Source organism: Phenylobacterium sp. LjRoot97, assembly GCF_964254345.1.
GTDB lineage: Bacteria > Pseudomonadota > Alphaproteobacteria > Caulobacterales > Caulobacteraceae > Phenylobacterium.
Window position 1 is genome coordinate 1,370,059 of record NZ_CAXUTH020000001.1, and the last position, 17,442, is coordinate 1,387,500.

General features: G+C 68.0%; 18 protein-coding genes (1 of these 18 only partly in view). 10 read left to right on the forward strand and 8 right to left on the reverse strand.

Going from position 1 to position 17,442, the window contains the following annotated elements:
• Nucleotides 1-32 precede the first annotated feature (32 nt).
• From ACSQ2H_RS06605 to minE, 4 genes are all read left to right on the forward strand, one after another.
• A complete protein-coding gene (locus ACSQ2H_RS06605; protein ID WP_436060652.1) occupies nucleotides 33-497 on the forward strand; it encodes a DUF1579 domain-containing protein in 465 nt (154 codons plus the stop codon).
• Nucleotides 498-671: 174 nt separating this feature from the next.
• Nucleotides 672-1,397 carry a septum site-determining protein MinC gene (minC, locus tag ACSQ2H_RS06610; protein WP_436060653.1) on the forward strand — a complete coding sequence of 242 codons (726 nt, stop codon included), beginning with the start codon at nucleotides 672-674 and terminating at the stop codon, nucleotides 1,395-1,397.
• A gap of 42 nt (nucleotides 1,398-1,439) precedes the next feature.
• Nucleotides 1,440-2,258 (forward strand): septum site-determining protein MinD, encoded by an 819-nt coding sequence (gene minD, locus ACSQ2H_RS06615; protein ID WP_436060654.1) that lies wholly within the window; start codon nucleotides 1,440-1,442, stop codon nucleotides 2,256-2,258.
• Nucleotides 2,255-2,518 (forward strand): cell division topological specificity factor MinE, encoded by a 264-nt coding sequence (minE, locus tag ACSQ2H_RS06620; protein WP_183773760.1) that lies wholly within the window; start codon nucleotides 2,255-2,257, stop codon nucleotides 2,516-2,518. The genes minD and minE overlap by 4 nt, the downstream gene beginning before the upstream one ends.
• Here the strand turns inward: minE and ACSQ2H_RS06625 are convergent.
• Entirely contained in the window at nucleotides 2,515-4,209 is a 1,695-nt protein-coding gene (locus ACSQ2H_RS06625; RefSeq protein ID WP_436060655.1) for an ATP-binding protein, read from the reverse strand. The two genes, minE and ACSQ2H_RS06625, sit on opposite strands and share 4 nt — an antisense overlap.
• 211 nt (nucleotides 4,210-4,420) lie before the next feature.
• Here ACSQ2H_RS06625 and ACSQ2H_RS06630 point away from each other — a divergent pair, with 211 nt between their 5' ends.
• The 3 genes from ACSQ2H_RS06630 (at nucleotide 4,421) to ACSQ2H_RS06640 (ending at nucleotide 7,732) form a co-directional block, all read left to right on the forward strand.
• A complete protein-coding gene (locus ACSQ2H_RS06630; RefSeq protein WP_436060656.1) occupies nucleotides 4,421-6,079 on the forward strand; it encodes a choline dehydrogenase in 1,659 nt (552 codons plus the stop codon).
• A gap of 74 nt (nucleotides 6,080-6,153) precedes the next feature.
• On the forward strand, nucleotides 6,154-7,107 hold the full coding sequence (locus ACSQ2H_RS06635; protein ID WP_436060657.1) for an aldo/keto reductase: 954 nt from the start codon (nucleotides 6,154-6,156) through the stop codon (nucleotides 7,105-7,107).
• Between the two features lie 31 nt (nucleotides 7,108-7,138).
• The gene (locus tag ACSQ2H_RS06640; RefSeq protein WP_183773767.1) at nucleotides 7,139-7,732 is read left to right on the forward strand and encodes a TetR/AcrR family transcriptional regulator; all 594 of its coding nucleotides are present in this window, start codon (nucleotides 7,139-7,141) and stop codon (nucleotides 7,730-7,732) included.
• Nucleotides 7,733-7,736: 4 nt separating this feature from the next.
• On the opposite strand, the gene ACSQ2H_RS06645 is transcribed toward ACSQ2H_RS06640, so the two are convergent.
• The gene (locus ACSQ2H_RS06645; RefSeq protein WP_436060658.1) at nucleotides 7,737-8,282 is read right to left on the reverse strand and encodes a PAS domain-containing protein; all 546 of its coding nucleotides are present in this window, start codon (nucleotides 8,280-8,282) and stop codon (nucleotides 7,737-7,739) included.
• Nucleotides 8,283-8,470: 188 nt separating this feature from the next.
• Here ACSQ2H_RS06645 and ACSQ2H_RS06650 point away from each other — a divergent pair, with 188 nt between their 5' ends.
• Nucleotides 8,471-9,328, forward strand: a complete 858-nt coding sequence (locus ACSQ2H_RS06650) for a hypothetical protein (protein ID WP_436060659.1) — start codon at nucleotides 8,471-8,473, stop codon at nucleotides 9,326-9,328.
• Here the strand turns inward: ACSQ2H_RS06650 and ACSQ2H_RS06655 are convergent.
• The 5 genes from ACSQ2H_RS06655 to hfaA form a co-directional block, all read right to left on the reverse strand.
• Nucleotides 9,325-10,050, reverse strand: coding sequence for a hypothetical protein (locus ACSQ2H_RS06655; RefSeq protein ID WP_436060660.1), 726 nt, complete (start codon nucleotides 10,048-10,050; stop codon nucleotides 9,325-9,327). The two genes, ACSQ2H_RS06650 and ACSQ2H_RS06655, sit on opposite strands and share 4 nt — an antisense overlap.
• 205 nt (nucleotides 10,051-10,255) lie before the next feature.
• Complete coding sequence (locus tag ACSQ2H_RS06660) at nucleotides 10,256-13,138, reverse strand: M16 family metallopeptidase (protein WP_436060661.1); 2,883 nt, start codon at nucleotides 13,136-13,138, stop codon at nucleotides 10,256-10,258.
• Nucleotides 13,139-13,228: 90 nt separating this feature from the next.
• Entirely contained in the window at nucleotides 13,229-14,464 is a 1,236-nt protein-coding gene (hfaD, locus tag ACSQ2H_RS06665) for a holdfast anchor protein HfaD (RefSeq protein WP_436060662.1), read from the reverse strand.
• Nucleotides 14,394-15,383, reverse strand: coding sequence for a holdfast anchoring protein HfaB (hfaB, locus tag ACSQ2H_RS06670; protein ID WP_436063552.1), 990 nt, complete (start codon nucleotides 15,381-15,383; stop codon nucleotides 14,394-14,396). Before hfaB ends, hfaD begins: the two co-directional genes overlap by 71 nt.
• A 7-nt stretch (nucleotides 15,384-15,390) precedes the next feature.
• Nucleotides 15,391-15,828: a holdfast anchoring protein HfaA gene (gene hfaA, locus ACSQ2H_RS06675; RefSeq protein ID WP_436060663.1), complete on the reverse strand. Its 438-nt coding sequence runs from the start codon at nucleotides 15,826-15,828 to the stop codon at nucleotides 15,391-15,393.
• A gap of 167 nt (nucleotides 15,829-15,995) precedes the next feature.
• Between hfaA and ACSQ2H_RS06680 the strand changes: the two genes are divergently transcribed.
• Nucleotides 15,996-16,631, forward strand: a complete 636-nt coding sequence (locus tag ACSQ2H_RS06680) for a rhomboid family intramembrane serine protease (RefSeq protein WP_436060664.1) — start codon at nucleotides 15,996-15,998, stop codon at nucleotides 16,629-16,631.
• A 74-nt stretch (nucleotides 16,632-16,705) separates the two neighbouring features.
• Entirely contained in the window at nucleotides 16,706-17,134 is a 429-nt protein-coding gene (locus ACSQ2H_RS06685) for a CBS domain-containing protein (protein ID WP_436060665.1), read from the forward strand.
• Between the two features lie 14 nt (nucleotides 17,135-17,148).
• Here the strand turns inward: ACSQ2H_RS06685 and ACSQ2H_RS06690 are convergent, their stop codons facing one another.
• On the reverse strand, nucleotides 17,149-17,442 hold the 3' portion of the coding sequence (locus tag ACSQ2H_RS06690) for an RrF2 family transcriptional regulator (protein ID WP_436060666.1). 144 nt of this gene lie beyond the right edge of the window; the window shows 294 of its 438 coding nt (coding positions 145-438); the start codon falls outside the window, past its right edge; its stop codon occupies nucleotides 17,149-17,151.

The following is a 17,442-nucleotide window of genomic DNA, read 5'->3' on the forward strand; positions in this document are numbered from 1 at the left end:
ACCCGGCGCGGCTCAAGCAGGAGGATCAGCCCATGGGTTCCGCGCACGACTTCGACTTCAATCACGGCGACTGGGACGTCACGAACCGGCGGCTGAAGGTCCGCGGGGTCGGCTCCGACGATTGGGAGGTCTTCCCGTCCTACGAAAAGGCCGAGCTCTGGATGGGAGGCGCGGTCTCGATCGACGAGAGCGACTTCCCGACCAAGGGCTTCAAGGGCATGACCCTGCGTCTCTACGAGCCAGGCGAAGATCGCTGGGCGATCTACTGGATCAACTCCAAGGACGGCCAACTGCAGCCGCCGGTCTACGGCCGGTTCAAGGATGGCAAGGGCGTCTTCGCCGGCGACGACGTCGATGACGGGCGGCCAGTGAAGGTCCTCTTTGACTGGAGCGGCACCGATACCGAGACGCCGCGTTGGAGCCAGGCCTTCTCGTATGACGACGGCGCAACCTGGGAGACCAACTGGATCATGGAGTTCCGCCGCCCTGCGCGTTGAAGCTTGACCTCATGGCGCCGAAACTGCGGCGGGATCAGGCCGCAAGAAAGCCCCACGAATCTTGAACTTACGACGCCAGGGAGCGCCCGGAGGGGGACCCCTGTCCCCCAGTTCGGACGGAGGCGTCATGAGCGCGCACATTGACAATTGGCCCTGTGCCCTAGGCCGCGCGACGTGAACGCCGAGACGTTCGAGTTGCCCAAGATCCGGGTGCGCGGGCGCAGCGTCATGGCGCTGATCCTGGCCCCGGAGGCGCCGTTCGCGCAGTGGTTCGCGGCGCTCGACGAGCAGATGCACGCCTCGGCGGCGCTGTTCGACAACCGCCCCATCGTCGTTGATCTGGGCGCGGCGCTCGAGAGCGTCGGACCCGAGGCGGTGTTGGTCGCGCTCGATGGGCTCAATGCGCGCGGCCTGAAGCTGATCGGCGTCGAGGGGCTGCGGCCGGCGGCGCTCGGCGGCACGCCCTGGTCGCATCTGCCGACCAATCTCCACGGCAATGTCGCGCGTAAGGCCCGCAGCGACGTGGCCGCGGCCGTCGCGCCGGAGGCGTCCGACGCGCCTGCGCCGGCTGCGCCGTCGCTGCTGATCGACCGGCCGGTGCGCTCGGGTCAGTCGGTGATCTTCGAAGAAGGCGACGTGACCATCGTCGGGCCCGTCGCCTCCGGGGCAGAGGTGCTCGCCGGGGGCTCGATCCATGTCTACGGCGCCCTGAGGGGGCGGGCGATCGCCGGCCTGCGGACGGGCGCCGAGGCCCGCATCTTCTGCCGCCGGCTCGAGGCCGAACTTGTCGGCGTCGATCATTTGTACCGGACGGCCGAGCACTGGGGGCCCGACCTCCACGGCCAGGCCGTCCAGATCCGCTGCGACCGGGGCGCGCTGCGTCTCTCGGCGCTCGGCTAGTTGAGTTGCTCGTCGTGGGGCGAGGGGAAGGAACGGTGAGTCATGTCCAAGGTTGTCGTCGTCACGTCCGGTAAGGGGGGCGTGGGCAAGACCACGTCCTCGGCGTCTTTGGGCGCGGCGCTCGCCCAGGCGGGCCAGAAGGTGGTGGTGGTCGACTTCGATGTCGGCCTGCGTAACCTCGATCTGGTCATGGGGGCCGAGCGGCGGGTCGTGTTCGACCTGGTCAACGTGGTCCAGGGCGACGCCAAGCTGGCCCAGGCCCTGATCCGCGACAAGCGGGTGGAGACGCTGAGCCTGCTGCCGGCCTCCCAGACCCGCGACAAGGACGCCCTGACCGAGGAGGGCGTCGGCCGGGTCATCGACGATCTGCGCGAGCAGTTCGACTGGGTGATCTGCGACAGCCCGGCCGGCATCGAAAAGGGCGCGACCCTGGCCATGCGCTACGCCGACCTGGCGGTGGTGGTCACCAATCCCGAGGTCTCCTCGGTGCGCGACTCCGATCGCATCATCGGCCTGCTCGATTCGAAGACCCAGCGCGCTGAGAGCGGCGAGCGCGTGGAAAAGCACCTGCTTCTCACGCGATATGACCCGGCCCGCGCCGCCAAGGGCGAGATGATGAGCGTCGACGACGTGCTGGAGATCCTGGCGATCCCGCTGCTCGGCATCGTGACGGAAAGTCCCGACGTGCTCAGCGCCTCCAACGTCGGCTGCCCGGTGACCCTGCACAATCCGGGGTCGCCGGCCGCACAGGCCTACAGCGAAGCGGCGCGCCGGCTGATGGGCGACAACGTCGCCGTCAGCGTCCCCAAGGAGCGTCAGAGCTTCATGAGCCGGCTGTTCGGCCGAAAGGCGGTCGCATGAGCCTGCTCAACCTCTTCGGCCGGGGACGGCGTTCGGCCCCGGTGGCGCGCGATCGGCTGCAGTTGCTGCTGGCGCACGAGCGCGGTCTGGGCGGCGGCGAGGACCTCGCCGCCATCCTTCAGCAGGAGATCCTCGCCGTGATCGCCAAGCACATCCCGATCGATCGCGACCGCGTGGTGGTCAAGCTCGACCGGGGAGACCAGGTGTCGACCCTGGAGATCGACATCGAGATGCCCGAGACCGCGCTCTCGCGGGACTAGCGGGCGACGCCGGCGGCCCGGGCTTCGGGCTCGGGCTCGGGCTCCGCCAGCGGGAGGTCGAAGCAGGCGCGGGTGCCCGCGCCCAGCTTGCTCTCGAGTTCCAGTCGGCCGCCATGCCGCTCGATCAGGTCGTGCGACAGGGCCAGGCCCAGGCCCCAGCCCTCGGAGCGGGACACCCGATCGCCCATCTGGACATACGGGCGGCCGAGAATGGCCAGGTCTTCCTCGCGGATGCCCTGGCCGAAGTCCTTGACGCAGATGACCAGCCGCTCGTCCTTGGTCTCCGAGGAGACCTCGACCAGTCCGGAGGGCGGCGAGAACTTTACGGCGTTGGCCAGCAGGTTGATCAGGATCTGCTTCACGGCGCGTTGGTCGACATGGACGTCGGGCCAATCCCCGGGCTCCATCACCACCGTGACGCCGGCCTCGATCGACAGCCCCCGGACCAGGCGCAGGGCCTGTTCGACGATCTCGCGGCTGGACGCCGGGGAGGGCGACAGTTCGATCTGCCCGGCTTCGATCTTGGCGGTGTCGAGCAGGTCGGTGACCAGTTCGCTGAGATGCGAGCCGGCGATCTCGATGGACTGCGCATAGTCGAGATACTTCGGGTGTCCGACCGGCCCGAAGGCCTGGCGCGACATCATCCCGGAGAAGCCGACGACGGCGGTCAGCGGCGAGCGCAGTTCGTGAGTCATCGTCGCCAGCAGCAGGGTGCGGGCGGCCATCGCCTCTTCGGCCGCGCGGCGGGCGAGCTCGGCCTCCCGCAGCAGCGCGTTGCGGCTGGCCATGACCCCGGCGACGGTGATCGGGGCCAGAGCGACCAGCATGACGCCGAGCCGCAGGGACATCAGGTCGAAGCCCATCACCGACGCAAAGCCCATCGAGGCTGACGCGGTCGACAGGAAGAGCAGGCTCCAGACCGCGAACGATAGGGTCAGCAGGGTGGTGGCCGCCAGACTGTAGGTAAGCGCGCACCAGAGCAGGGTCGGGACCGGGAAGGCCAGGGCGCCAGGGCCGCCGACCGAGGGCACCATCGCCAGGCTGATCAGATAGAGGACCAGCGGCGCGACCGTCCGCAACTGCGGAACGGTCGTGAAGGTCCGCACGAACCAGCACTTCAGCTCGGACGGGCGCGGGAAGGTCAGCGCCACGGGCAGCACGACGATGTAGTTGGCCAACTCCGTCGCCAACCAGATGAAGAAGCCGCTGACCGGATCGCGGTGGAACAGCAGGGCGTTGACCGCCGCACCGAGCACACTGGTGGCGGCTGAGGCCGCGAGCGCGATCAGCGTCACCGACAGCAGGGAGGCCGGCCGTTGCAGCCGGCGGTCCTCGGGCGAAAGGCGCTTGAACAGCAGATAGCCGGTCATCACCCCGGCCAGGTTGCCGGCGGTGAGCAGCAGGGTTCGCGTCGAGCCGCTGCCGGTGATGGTGTCTGCGGCGATGAGACTTGCGGCCGCCGCCAGCCAGCCGGTAGGCGTCGCCAGGTCCGGGCGGCGCACGAGCAGACCGAGCAGGATCGCGTTCGCCGCCCAAAATGTGCTGAGGTGTCCGCTGGGGCGCAGCAGAATTCCCGCGATCGCCGCGAGGAAGACGATCGCGCCGACAGTCAAGCCGGCGGTCACCTGATGATTCAGGCCTCGGACGAGGCGGTGCTCGCCTTCAGCCGAGGCCGTCTGCTGGGCGCTCATAGGACTGTCGTTAGGACCAGATTGCCGCCGAAGTCCATTGGCGCATGAAACTCAGTCGCACTCAAGGCGTCATGCCGTCCGGCAGATTCCTGAAGTGAGGGGGCCAAAACCTGCCGCTGCGGCGCCCAAAAACAGGGTTCTGCGGCACTTGTCTCTCGTCCGGGCTTCGGCCAGTGTGCGGCTAACTTAACAGTGTTTAGGGACGGAACACATGGATCGCTTCGACTACGTCATCATTGGCGCGGGGTCCGCCGGATGCGTGCTCGCCAACCGTCTGACGGAGGATCCTCAGGTCAAGGTTCTGCTGCTGGAGGCGGGCGGCAAGGACAGTTCGATCCTGGTCAAGATGCCGGCCGGCGTCGGCGCCCTGATCGGCAAGCCGGGGACCTACAATTGGGGTTTCTGGACCGAGGCGGAACCGAACCTCGAAGACCGCAAGCTGTGGTGGCCGCGCGGCAAGGGCTGGGGCGGCTCCTCGTCGATCAACGGGATGATCTACATCCGCGGCCACGCCCGCGACTACGACCAGTGGCGCCAGATGGGCCTGCAGGGCTGGTCGTATCGAGACGTGCTGCCCTACTTCAAGCGCTCGGAGAGCCTTGAGGGCGGCGGCGACGCCTGGCATGGCGGCGCGGGTCCGCTGAAGGTCTCCAAGGCCTCGACCCCGAACCCGATCTACTCGGCCACGGTCGAGGCCGGCCGTCAGGCGGGATTCAAGGTCACCAGCGATTTCAACGGCTTCCAGCAGGAAGGCTGGGGTCCCTACCAGCTGACCATCCATGACGGCCAGCGCTGGAGCGCCGCCCGAGGCTATCTGCATCCGGCCCTGTCGCGCTCGAACCTGACCTGCATCACCGGCGCGCGGACCAGCAAGATCGTCATCGAGAACGGCCGCGCCACCGGGGTCGAGTACATCGACGCCAAGTCGGGCCAGAAGCACGTCGTCCATGCGGCCAAGGAAGTGCTGCTGTCGGCCGGCGCCGTGCAGTCGCCGCAGATCCTGCAGCTGTCGGGCATCGGCGACCCCGAGGAGCTCGGCAAGTTCGGCATTCCGGTGGTGAAGGCGCTGAAGGGCGTCGGCGCCAACCTGCAGGACCACCTCGACGTGACCATGTCCTGGGAGTGCCCGCAGCCGATCACCGCCCACTCGCTGCGCAAGGGCCTGATCAAGACCCTGGCGATCGGCATGAATTACGCCTTCTTCGGCAAGGGCCTGGGGCGCCAGCAGTTCCTGGAATCGGGCGCGTTCCTGAAGTCGCGCCCCGATCTCGACCGCCCCGACCTGCAGGTCCACACCGTCGCGGCGATCATGCAGAACCACGGCAACACGGCCGTTCCCAAGGACGGCTTCACCTTCCACGTCTGCCAGCTGCGCCCCGAAAGCCGCGGCCGCGTTGGTCTGCGCTCGGCCGATCCGACCGACGATCCGGCGATTTTCGCGAACTACCTCGCCACCGAGGAAGACCGCCGGGCCCTGCGCGAGGGCGTGCGGATGATGCGCAAAGTCGCCGCTCAGTCGGCGCTTGATCCCTATCGAACCGAGGAGCTGTTCCCCGGCAAGGACGTGGAGACCGACGAGCAGATCGACGCCTGGATCCGCAAGCACGCCGAGACGATCTATCACCCGGTCGGCACCTGCAAGATGGGCTCGGACGGCGACGAAATGGCTGTGGTCGACGGCGAACTGAAGGTGCGCGGGATCGAAGGCCTGCGCGTGGTCGACGCCTCGGTCATGCCGACCCTGGTCGGCGGCAACACCAACGCGCCCACGATCATGATCGCCGAGAAGATCTCGGATGTGATCCGCGGCCGGGCCGCGCTGCCGGCGGAGGACGCGCCGGTCTACGAGGACGACCAGAAGGCCGCTTAGCGCTATTATTTGGCCCTCTCCGAAAGGAGGGGGCCTTTTTCTTTATATTTTCAATAATTTCATGGGAGGCGACGATGGAACTGCGCAAACTGGGCAAGTCCGATTTGAAGGTCGCGCCGCTGGTGCTCGGCGGCAATGTGTTCGGGTGGACCGCCGATGAGGCCACCTCCTTCAAGTTGCTCGACGCGTTCGTCGCCGGCGGCTTCAACATGGTCGACACGGCCGACGTCTATTCGCGCTGGGCCCCGGCCGGCGGAGGCGCGTCCGAGACGGTGATCGGCAAGTGGCTGGCCCAGGGCGGCAAGCGCGACAAGATCGTGCTGGCGACCAAGCTCGGCTCGGAAATGGGCGAGGGGATGAAGGGGCTGTCGGCCAAGTACATGGTCGAAGCGGTGGAAGCCTCGCTCAAGCGCCTGCAGACCGACTACATCGACCTCTACCAATCGCACCGCGACGATCCCGACACCCCGCAGGAAGAAACCGCCGAGGCGTTCGACCGCCTGGTGAAGTCCGGCAAGGTGCGCGCCATCGGGTCGTCGAACTTCACGCCCGAGCGTCTGAAGTCGGCGCTGGAGATCAGCGAAGCCAAGGGCCTGCCGCGCTACAATAGCGAGCAGCCGCTCTATAACCTCTACTCGCGCGACGGCTTCGAGAGCGGCCTGCAGCAGGTCTGCATCGACAACGAAGTCGGGGTGATTCCGTACTACGGCCTCGCCTCCGGCTTCCTGACCGGCAAGTACCGCACCGAGGCGGACCTCTCGAAGAGCCCGCGCGGCCAGGGCGTGAAGCGGATGATGGACGCGCGCGGCATGCGTATCCTCGCCGCCCTGGACGAAGTCTCGGCCGCCCGCACGGCGTCGCAGGCGCAGGTCGCGCTGGCCTGGGTCATGGCCCAGCCCGGCCTGACCGGTCCGATCGCCTCGGCCACCAGCCTGGAGCAGCTGGACGAATTGATGGGATCGGCGCGGCTGACCCTGACGGCCGAGGACCTGGCGACCCTGGACAAGGCGTCGGCCAAGGATTCTTGAAAAAACGACCGATCGTGCTAATGTGCGGCGCATGAAAAAGGGCGCCGCGACACGAGAGGCTATTGTCGGGCGGGCCCTCCAGCAGGCCGTTGCGGTCGGGCTGGAGGGGCTGTCGCTCGGCCCGCTGGCCGACAGCCTGGAGCTGTCGAAGAGCGGCCTGTTCGCTCACTTCCGCTCCAAAGAAGCGCTGCAACTGGCGGTGCTTGAGGAAGCGATCGCGCGGTTCAGCAGCCGCGTTGTCGAACCCAGTCTCGCGATGCCGCGCGGCCGGGCGAGGATGGACGCCCTGCTCAGTCGTTGGTTCGATTGGCTGGAAGGCGAGCCCGACATGCGCGGCTGCATCTTCGCGGTGTCGGCCCAGGAGTACGACGACCGTCCCGGCGCCATCCGCGATCGGCTGGTCGAGTCTCAGCGTGAATGGCACGAGACCCTGGTCCGCGTGGCTGCCGACCTGCCCAAGGCCGGCAAGGCGCCGCCGGACTATTGCCGGCAGATTGTCTTCGAACTGGTCGGGGTCAGCCTGGCGTTCCAGCAGCAGGCGAAGCTGTTCCGCGCCCCCAACGCCCGCGTGCGAGCCGAAGAGGCCGTGTCCCGGATACTGGATGACGCCGGCGAAGCACTTTGAGGCCTCAGGCGACCCAGCGACCGTCGAGGGTCGCCAGTCGCAGCCGGTTGGTTTCTTCGTTGGCCGGGCCCACGCCGTGGACTTCGCGGACGAACAGCTGGCGCAGCGGTTCGTCTCCCAAGGCGGCGACCAGTGAGATCGGCTGATAGAGACCGAGGAAGCGTTCGGGAGAACCGGGCCCACCTGCGATCGGCGCAAACAGTAGTTCCAGTTCAAGCGTAGCGGTGTCGCTGAGCGCATCGATGCGCGCGACGACAGGCTCCGGGCGGCGGCGTCCGGTTTCCAGAGCCGTCTGGATCTCATGGCGGCCGAGCGGGTCGAGCAGCGTCAGGAAGTTGCGGCCGCGCAGGTCGCGCCGATGCAGGTCGGACACGAGACCGCCCGACAGCCGCACCGGATAGACGCCCGAAGCCTCGCGCCCGAGCACGAAGGCCTGCGGCGCCAGCTTGGCGAACTCGGTGGGATCGATATCGGCCCGAACGGGCAGGCCGGCGACGCCGCACTTGCTGCGCCAGTAATCGATCATCTGCTGCGTGTTCGAATGGAACATCTCGACGCCTCCGCGGCGGCCGTCAGCGACCGCATGGGGCTTGCAAGCAAATCCGTGCCAAGTCGCCGCCGTGCCAGAACGAGACGCCGAACCTTGGCGAGGCTCAGAGATTCTTAAGCCGCATAAGCTTTACTGCGTAGATCGGCAGTTGCGCCGCGGCGGCCGGCTGGCCTTTGGAGGGGCCATCCATGAAGACGCGTTCGACCTTGCTGGGCCTGATGCTCGGCTTTGGCCTTCTCTTGCTCGTGGGGCCGCAAAGCGCCTCGGCGCAATGCTGCGCGCCGCCGCCACCGCCGCCGGTATGCTGTAATCCGCCGACGCCGCCGTGCTGCACCCAGCCGCCGCCGCCGCCGACTCCGCCCACGACACCTTGCTGCGGCGACCCCGGTCGTCCGAACATCAACGTCCACGTCTCCAACGTGAACGTTGCGGTGGCCAGCGCCTCGGCCGGCGCCCGGGCGGGAGCTGGCGCCAGCGCAGGCGCGGCCGTTTACTACGGCGGCGGCTACAACGGCGGCTACACCCCGCCGATGGTCACCGGCTCGGTTCAACTCAATGTCGATGCGGGCAGCCGCATCCGCCGCGTGCCCTACGAAGCCAGCCGCATGCGCACGCGTCAGGTCGTGATCCAGGCGGTTTGCATCGACGCGCGCCAGATCCCGCACCCGGCCTCGCAGGTCCGTCCCGACCGCGACATCGCCTCGTCATTCGAGGGCGAGCTCTACCGCTGCATCGCCGGCACCTGGCTGCAGGCGACCATCGCCGACTTCAGCGGCAAGGTCGACTTCAGCGGCGGCAAGACCATGGCCTGCGAAAAGGGCCAGGCGCTCTATCACGGCCGCGACGGCAAGCTGGAATGCCGCCGTCAGACCCCGGCCCGCGACTGCAACGAGCGCTCGCTGCTGCGCCGCTTCGGCGCCGGCGTGAAGGTGCTGACCATCACCGAAATCGAGACCTACACCGCCTATCGCGAAGAAGAAGAGCGCATCGAAACCGTCAGCGGCTCGCTGAGCCTGGACGGCGGCGTCGGCGGCTACATCTACTAGGCCTCTAAGAACTGAAAGCCGCAGCTGAGCGGCGAGGGCGGCGCCACGTGCAGCCGCCCTTTTGATTCCTGGACCGCAAAATCGCCGGCCAAGGCCGCGCGCGCCGCGGCCAGCGAGGCGACGCGGACGCGGACGGCGCGATCGACGTGCTCGCCAAAGGCGTCGCTGAACCGTTGCGGCTCCCAGTATTCGAACGCCGTCAGGTCCAGGACCGCGTCGGCGACCTGCGCCAACGGCCCCGGCTGAGCGCCCGCAAAGATCAACCCGGCCGCCTCTATCGCGGTGTTGGGGTGCGAGAACCATTGCGGCAGGGCGTCGGCGCATGGGTAGGCGTGCTCGATGACCGCCAGCCCCAGCGGTGCGATGCGCTCGCGGATCGAAAGCAGTTTGAACGATTCATGGGCATGCTCGTCCTCCCAGCCGCGGACGAGCCGATAGGCCGGAGCCAGCCGCATGTCGCCCAGGCGGGCCGCCGCCGCGTCGAGGTCCGAGGTCAGGAACAGCGTGCCGCCGGGGGCGACCGCGGCGGGCGCTCCAGGCGCGTGCAACAGGTCGAACCAGCCGCGATCCATGAAGACGCAGTGGCTGTCCCAGCGGGCGTCAGGTTGATCGGGCGATGTATAGAAGCCCCGCGGCGAGACCGTGAAGCCAAGGGCGGCGAACGCCTGGGCCAGGGCAGGGAGGTCCGGCCCCTGAAACGCGATGTGATCCAACGGCAGCATGCTCGCCCCTTCGAGGGGCGATCTTGGCGCAACGCGGAGTGCGCGCAAGATCGAGACGACGGGGTCGCTGATACGGGCGATACCCCCCGACTGCCGTTCCAGTCCCGCGACAGCGCCGCGGATTCGCCGGAGGATAGAGCCAGCCCGCCGCCAGCTTGACCATATGACGGTATGCCGCGCTCGGCGCGACGATCGGCGCCGTTCCCTATTTCTTGGCGGGCACGACCTCTAGCATCCACATCGCGTCGTCCTTCAGCACGGCTTGGGCGGCGCGCTGCACGTCGGCGGCGGTAACCCTTTCGGTGCCAGGGATCAGGCCGCGGGTGGCGTCCAGCCGGCGCGGATCGGTTTGCGCGCCGGACAATTCCGACAGCCAGTAGCCGTTGGTCTCGCGGGCCTTCTCGATCTGGTCGATCCGCGGCTTCTTGGCGCGGGCCAGCTCGTCTGCGGTGACGGGCTTGTCGCGCAGGTCGGCGGCGATCTTCTTCACGTCGGCGAAGAAGTTGGGCAGCTTGGCGGGCGGAATCTCGACGCTCGCCGAGACATAACCCCAGCGCGGCCAGACCATGCTGTGGCTGTAGACCACGCTCGGCGAGTAGGTCGCGCCCTGCGCCTCGCGCAGTTCCTCGACGAGGCGGAGCTCGAGAATCTCCCCCAGCACGGCGGTGTCGCGCGCCTTCTGCGGGTCGGCAAAGAAGTCGTTGGTGCGCCAGGCGAGGTAGCCGATCGACTGATCGGCGCGGCCCTTGTGGGTCAGGACCACCGGCTGCTGAACGCCGCCGGGGAAGCCGACCTCGCGCTGGGCGGCAGGGACCTGCGTTCCCGCGCGGGGCGGCAAGGCGCCCAGAGTGCGGGCCACCGCCTCCGTGGCCTTCTCGACCGTGGTGTCGCCGACGATCACGACCTCGATCGGGCCATCGGCCAGGGCGGGGGCGACCATCTTCTGGAAGTCGTCGAGCTTGGCGTCGGCGATCTGGTCGCGGCTCGGGAAGGCCCAACGCTTGTCGCCGTCGCGCAGCAGCAGCGCCAGATCGCGGCTCAGCACGCCGGAGTCGGTGGACTCGTATTGATCGTTGGCGGTCTGGAATGCGCTCTGCAGTCGCTTGAACGCCTCACCCCGCCAGCCCGGTTCGGCGACATAGGCGGTCAGAACCTGCAGCTGGACGTCCAGGTCCTCGGGACGGGTGGATCCGCTGAGCACGAAGGCGTCGTCGGCGACGCCGAACTGCGCGCCGTAGACGCGGCTGGCCAGCACGCGCTCCATGTCCTCGGCGTTGATCTGCTTCAGGCCGCCCTCGATATACGCTCCGGAGGCCCAGCCCAGGCTCTGGGCGTCCTTGGGCAGGTCGAGCCGGCCGTCGCCGACATTCACCCGCACCAGCACCTCGTCGTCCTTGAAGCGGGTCGGCTTGATGGTCAGCCGCACGCCGTTCTCGAAGCGCACGAACGTGGTGTCGAAGTCCGGTGCATCCTTGGTCTCGACGACCTTCCCGGCGCCGCCGAACGAGGTGTAGGGCCAGGCGACTTCGACGGCGGCCGACGGCTCGGCGACCGCGACCTTGCGCGAGGCCTCCAACTCGGCCAGCACGCTGGCTTCGCCGCCCTCGATCGGACGGGGCGAGGCCATGAACAGCAGCGGACCCTCGCCGGCGAAGCTGGCCTTCAGTGCAGCCGACACCTTGTCGGCCTTCAGATCCTTCACGGTCTCTTCGAACAGCGCCAGGTCCTGGGCCGGATCGGTGACCACTTCGCGCTCGGCCAATGAACCGACGATCTCGCCAGCCAGTTGCGCCGGGGTGCGGGTCGCGGCGCCGGCGGCGTCTGCCTTCAGACTGGCGCGATACTCCGCGATCTCACGGTCCAGCTCGTCCTGGCGGACCCCGTATTGAACGGCGCGCCGCTGCTCCTGTTCGGCGGCGGCCAGCGCCTCGCGCCAGCGGCCCGGTTCGGCGTTGACGATCAGCAGCGTGGCCTCGGCCGCGTTGTACTCGTTGTTCTTGAAGACGCCGGAAGCGAGGAACGGCGGCTGACCGGCGCGGGCCAGTCGCTGCAGGCGCCGGTTGACCACCGAAAAGCCCAGCTGCTCGACAAGATCGGCCTTCCGTTTGGCGAGAGTGTCGGCGGCCAGGTTCGGCTTGCGCATCCAGGCCATTTGCATCGACAGCGGCGCGCCCGCTTCAATGACCAGCTTGGCTTCGGTCTTGCGCGGCTGGAGTTGACCCAGATTCGGAGCCTCGCCAGCCGGACCGGTGGGCGCCCAGTCGCCGAACTTGGCCTTGATCTTGGCCTCCATCGCATCGACGTCGAAGTCGCCGACGGCCACCAGCACCGCCCGCTCGGGGCGATAGTAGCGCTGGTAGAAATCGGTGAACTCGGAGGCCGGAGCGGTTTCCAGCACCTGGACCTGGCCGATCGGATAGCGGGTCGGCGGGCGCTGGCCCTTCAGGAAAAAGTCGAGCCTTTCCTTGTAGATGCGGTAGGGCGGGGTGTCGCGGGCGCGTTCCTCCGACAGCACCACGCCGCGCTCCCGGTCGATGGCGCCCTGGTCAAGCGTCAGGTTCCCGGCCGCCTCGCGCATCAGCATCAGGGCGGTGTCGACGGTCTCGTCGTTCGTGCGCGGAAGGTCGAGCTTGTAGACCGTCTCGTCGAAGTTGGTCGACGCGTTGGTGTCGGCGCCGAAGGCCAGCCCCAATCGCTCGAGGATCTTGATCATCTCGCCTTCGGGCACGGCCTTGGAGCCGTTGAAGGCCATGTGCTCGAGGAAGTGGGCCAGGCCCTGCTGAGCGTCTGTCTCCATCAGCGAGCCGGCGTCCATGCGGAGGCGGATCGCCGCCTGGCCAGCCGGGATCGACTGCTTGCGGATCGCATAGCGCATGCCATTGGGCAGGGCGCCGAAGCGGATGGTCGGGTCGGGCGCGACGTCTGATTTGGCCTGGGCCCACTCACCGGGCTTCAGCGCCGCCGGCGCCGCTTCCGCCGCCGCCGCCGTCTTGTCGCGTCCCAGCTTTGGGAAGGGGAGGCTGGAGGCGTCCACGGGCAGGGACAGGGCGATAGCGAGCACGGAGGCCGCGCCGAAGAGACGTCGCATCAGGTGTTACGGATCCGAGACCAGTGGAGCGGAAACCATGCGCAGGCGAGGATGGCCTTCGCAAGGCGCGGTTGCGGCGCAGAAAGGCGGCTATTGGCCGGAAGGACGGCTGACGTAGTAGGTGGCCGAATTGCCGACGGCATTGGCCACGCCGCGCGCCGATCGGCCGGACGTCACATTGACCACGCTCTGGGCGCCGACGTCGGCGTTGTTGATCTGGTCATTGTTGACGTCGAGCCGGCCCTGGCAGTCAGAACAGGCGTAGCCCATGACCGAGTTGCCGTAAGCGGTGGCGCTGACATTGGCGTCGTAGCCCTCCGTCCCGTCGAACTGAGCCACGGCCTCGATGCCGCCGCCGTCGTTGGACTGCACGGTGTCGAGCAGCAGCTCACCGCCGATGTCGCCGGCCACGATGGCGTTGCCGACGCCGTAGGCCGACGCCGAGGCCGAGCCGTACTGATAGGCTGATGAGGCCGACTGGGCGCGAACATACGCCTGGTTGCTCTGGCGCGCGGTGACGTCGAGCAGATGGCCTTGGTTGACGGCATTGACGTTGTTGCCCGACGCCGTAGCGGTGGTGACCGCGTCCTGAACGTTGGCGAAGGCGGTGAACTGCGCCGCCTGGGTCAGCGGCGCGGCGTTGTTCTGGTCGACGATCATCCGCGCGGCGGAGCCGTTGGCGCCGGACAGGGTGACGTCGTTGGCGGCGGTGGTGGCCGCGAAGCTGGCCGTTCCGGCGACATAGCCATAGATCCCGCCGCCGTCGGTGGTGACGGTCGCCGCGTTGGACTGGCTGGTCCGCACCCCGGCCGACCCGTACTCGAGTCCGAACGCCTGGGCGTTGCCGGCGGCCTGGACCGAACTGGCGATCTCGCCGGTGCTGCCGCCGGGCGCCTCGGTATGGCTGTGGGCGGTGACCGCGTTCGCGCTGGTCGCCTGAGTGTAGACGCCGGTTACGGTCGCGCCGTAGCCGGTGGCCTGGACGAAGTTGCCGGTGGCGGTGGTCGTCAGGCTGGTGGTCGCGCCGGAGTTCGACGCGACGTCCAGCCGGGTGTCGGCTACGACCTGACCCTGCGTCTCCTGGTACGAGCGCATGTCGGCGTCGTAGCGGCTGGCTGCGGCCGAGTAGGCGTTGCCGGTCGCCGTCGACGAACCCTGGGTGTAGTCGCTGACCTCGACCACGTTCAGCGACTGCTGGCTGAACACGTCGCCGAACTGGAGCTGGTTGTTGAGAGCCGCGCTCGGCTGGGTCTGGCTAGTAGCGGCTTGGGATTGCAGAGTCGCGGCGAGCGTTCCAACGAGAAGGATCTTCGCGCGTCTGACCATTGTTGGTGCCCAGGTTGTTGTAGGCGGGAACATAGCCGCCGGTGGCGCCGACCGAACCGATGGCGCCGAGCGGGTCGTAGGCGAGGCAGGCTTCCGGGCCCGGCATGCCGTAAAGATTGGCGGTCATCTCGACCACGGCGCGTTCCACCAGGCTGCGGACCGCCAGCTGCATCGGCTCCAGCGCGCCCGATCCGGCCGAAATGTCGAAGACATTGCCGTTCAGGAAGTCGAACCAGCCGATCCCGACCTCGCGGCCGATCACCTGCTTCTGGTAGGAGATGACGTCGACCACCTCCAGCGTGCGGGTGTTGATGAGGCGCAGGTCGAGGCCGATGTTCATCACGAACAGGCGGCCGCGGAACGACCCCTTGGGATCCGTCGGGTCGAGGTCGCCGCCGGCGACGTCGATGCCGGCCGAGCGGATGTTGTAGTTCAGTTCGGTGATGCCGCCGGCGACATAGAAGTCGGAGCCGGGGACCTGGCCGGCCAGGATGCGGCGGTACTCGGCCGCCTGGTCCGGCGCCGGGTTCGGCGTGTCCGAGATCAGCTTGTTGTTGGCGTACTTCAGTTCGAGCTCGGAGACCGAGGTGTCGAAGCGTTCGACCAAAGGCATGCCGGCCTTGGCGAAGGCCGACATCGCCATCAGCGAGGCGCCTTGGGTGATCTTGCGACCCGACCCGTCGGATTCCGACTTGCCGGTGTAGTCGGCGATGCGCCCGATGGCGATGCGAGGGGCGACCAGGCCGGTGTTGCGCGCAAAGCCCGCCATACAGACCAGCGCGTCGGAGTAGGGGGTCGGGTTGGGCGTCACTGTCGCCGTGCCGATGGCGCGGGCGTAGTTGCCGCCCGGGCCGGCGATCGGCGTGGCGCAGGCCGACAGCGCAATCGCCGCGACGCTGAGCAGAGCGCCGGCGCGCATGGCGTAACTATTGGCCATCGGGTGCGACGCCTCCGTTCAGGGTGGAGCCGGCCGAGACGTTGCCGTTGTTGGTCTGCGACGAGTTGACGATGACCGTGTTGTAGTTGCCCTGGGTGACGACCACGAGGCTGTTGCCGATCGCGGTGGAGCCGCCGCCCAGCGAGCCGACGCCGGAGTAGGATTCCCCGGCACCCGAACCGAACGCGAAGCTGGATTGGTCCTCGCCCGACTGGATGATGCCGTCGATGATCACCCGGTTGCCGTTGGCGTCGCGGGTGGACACGTTGACTGGGTGGTTCTCGGACCCGGCGCGACGGCCGTAGCCGGCGTTGAAGTCGGCGGAATTGGTCGACATCGATTGGGCTTGCGCGGTGGCGACGCCCAGAAGGCTCGCCACGCCGGCGAACGCCAGCATGCGCAGAGCTGTGAAAGGTGCTGCGGCCATGACCCTTGGGAAGTCCCACCCCGAAAAAGACGACGGCCAGCCGCACATTGCACTCAGACTGGCCGAACTTGAGTGTATCTAGGGGCCAGACCCTCGCGATTTGGTTAAGGCGAGCGGAATAAGGTGAACGCCGGTCTTTTTCTTTGGTCGGGTGCGGAGTGCGGGTTTTGAGCGACGACGAGCGGCAGCCGATCTTCAACGCGCCGTGGCCTGCGGTCGTGGCCACCATGGTCATTGTCCTCGGCTATCTGGTGCAGACGTTCCTGCCGCAGAACTGGCTGCTGGCGAACTTCGCCTTCTCCTCGGCCGCCTTTGAGCAGGGGCGCTGGCCGCTGCTGTTCACCGCCATTTTCCTGCACGGCAGCTGGGCGCACGCCTTGATGAACGGCGGCGCGGCGCTGGCGTTCGGCACGCCGGTCGCGCGCTACTTCGGCGCCAGCGCCCGCGGGGCGCTGATCTTCCTGGTCTTTTATCTATTGTGTGGCGGGCTCGCGAGCCTGGGCTATGGCCTCGTCAATCCCGGCAGCACCACGCTTATGATCGGCGCGTCCGGCGCGGTGGCCGGACTGGTGGGCGCGGCCGCGCGGCTGATCGGGCGTCCGACGCCTGGCCCGTTCCTCAGCCCGCCGGTGATCAGCATGACGCTGGGCTGGATCGCGGTGAACCTGCTGCTGGCCTTGGTCGGCTTCGCGCCAGGGCTGGGCGGCGCGGGCGTCGCCTGGGAGGCGCACATCTTCGGCTACATCGCCGGGCTGCTGCTGGTCGGCGCGTTCGGCCGCGTCGCGGGCGCCCAGCAAGCTTGACGTTTTCGCGAGAACGTTGATTTCGCTGGCGTCCTGCGCGACGCTTCCCTGACGGTGTCAGGGAGAACGTGCAGATGCTTGTGTCTCAGATCCTCAAGGCCAAGGGCGACCTCGTGTTCACGGTCGGTCCAGCGGAAACCGTCGGCGCGATCTGCGCCCTGCTGCATTCGCGCAGGGTCGGGGCGATGGTGGTGCTGGACGCCGATCGGGTGGTCGGGATCGTATCGGAGCGCGATCTGGTGAGTGCAGTGGCCCGCGAAGGCGCTGGGGCGCTCGATCGGCCGGTGACCAGCGTCATGACCCACGACGTGATCTTCGCGGATCCGAGCGAGACGGTGGATTCCCTGCTCGGCCGCATGACCGATCGGCGGATTCGCCACCTGCCGGTCTGCGTGTCCGACCGCCTGGTCGGCATCGTCTCGATCGGCGATCTCGTGAAGTGGAAGATCTCCGAGGTCGAGGCCGAGGCCGACGGCCTGAAGGCCTACATCGCGACGGGTTGAACCGGCGGGGCCGATCAGATGTGCGCGAACACTTCGGCGCCGGTCGAAGCCGCCGCGTCGGCGAGGCTGTAGCCCTCCAGGACTTCGGAGGTCGCGTCGCGCGCCTTGAGCAGGGCTTCGCGTAGGGCGCAGGTCGCCAGGTCCGGGCAGTCCTCGCATTTGCGGAAGGAGAGCCGGCTGACGCACGGGGCCAGCGCCAGCGGCCCGTCGATCACGCGGATCACTTCGGCGAAGCTCACCTCCGCTGCGGGGCGGGCGAGGGTGTAGCCGCCGAACTTGCCGCGGCGGCTGACCACGACGCGGTTGCG

What these genes read in the sequence shown, in the direction of transcription:
- ACSQ2H_RS06640 (WP_183773767.1), top strand. Translation starts at nt 7,139, where the DNA reads ATGAAAAAGGGCGCCGCGACACGAGAGGCTATTGTCGGGCGGGCCCTC.
- ACSQ2H_RS06630 (WP_436060656.1), top strand. Translation starts at nt 4,421, where the DNA reads ATGGATCGCTTCGACTACGTCATCATTGGCGCGGGGTCCGCCGGATGC.
- ACSQ2H_RS06605 (WP_436060652.1), top strand. Translation starts at nt 33, where the DNA reads ATGGGTTCCGCGCACGACTTCGACTTCAATCACGGCGACTGGGACGTC.
- hfaD (WP_436060662.1), bottom strand. Translation starts at nt 14,464, where the DNA reads ATGGTCAGACGCGCGAAGATCCTTCTCGTTGGAACGCTCGCCGCGACT.
- ACSQ2H_RS06625 (WP_436060655.1), bottom strand. Translation starts at nt 4,209, where the DNA reads ATGAGCGCCCAGCAGACGGCCTCGGCTGAAGGCGAGCACCGCCTCGTC.
- ACSQ2H_RS06660 (WP_436060661.1), bottom strand. Translation starts at nt 13,138, where the DNA reads ATGCGACGTCTCTTCGGCGCGGCCTCCGTGCTCGCTATCGCCCTGTCC.
- hfaB (WP_436063552.1), bottom strand. Translation starts at nt 15,383, where the DNA reads ATGCGCGCCGGCGCTCTGCTCAGCGTCGCGGCGATTGCGCTGTCGGCC.
- ACSQ2H_RS06645 (WP_436060658.1), bottom strand. Translation starts at nt 8,282, where the DNA reads ATGTTCCATTCGAACACGCAGCAGATGATCGATTACTGGCGCAGCAAG.
- hfaA (WP_436060663.1), bottom strand. Translation starts at nt 15,828, where the DNA reads ATGGCCGCAGCACCTTTCACAGCTCTGCGCATGCTGGCGTTCGCCGGC.
- ACSQ2H_RS06635 (WP_436060657.1), top strand. Translation starts at nt 6,154, where the DNA reads ATGGAACTGCGCAAACTGGGCAAGTCCGATTTGAAGGTCGCGCCGCTG.
- ACSQ2H_RS06685 (WP_436060665.1), top strand. Translation starts at nt 16,706, where the DNA reads ATGCTTGTGTCTCAGATCCTCAAGGCCAAGGGCGACCTCGTGTTCACG.
- minE (WP_183773760.1), top strand. Translation starts at nt 2,255, where the DNA reads ATGAGCCTGCTCAACCTCTTCGGCCGGGGACGGCGTTCGGCCCCGGTG.
- ACSQ2H_RS06650 (WP_436060659.1), top strand. Translation starts at nt 8,471, where the DNA reads ATGAAGACGCGTTCGACCTTGCTGGGCCTGATGCTCGGCTTTGGCCTT.
- ACSQ2H_RS06655 (WP_436060660.1), bottom strand. Translation starts at nt 10,050, where the DNA reads ATGCTGCCGTTGGATCACATCGCGTTTCAGGGGCCGGACCTCCCTGCC.
- minD (WP_436060654.1), top strand. Translation starts at nt 1,440, where the DNA reads ATGTCCAAGGTTGTCGTCGTCACGTCCGGTAAGGGGGGCGTGGGCAAG.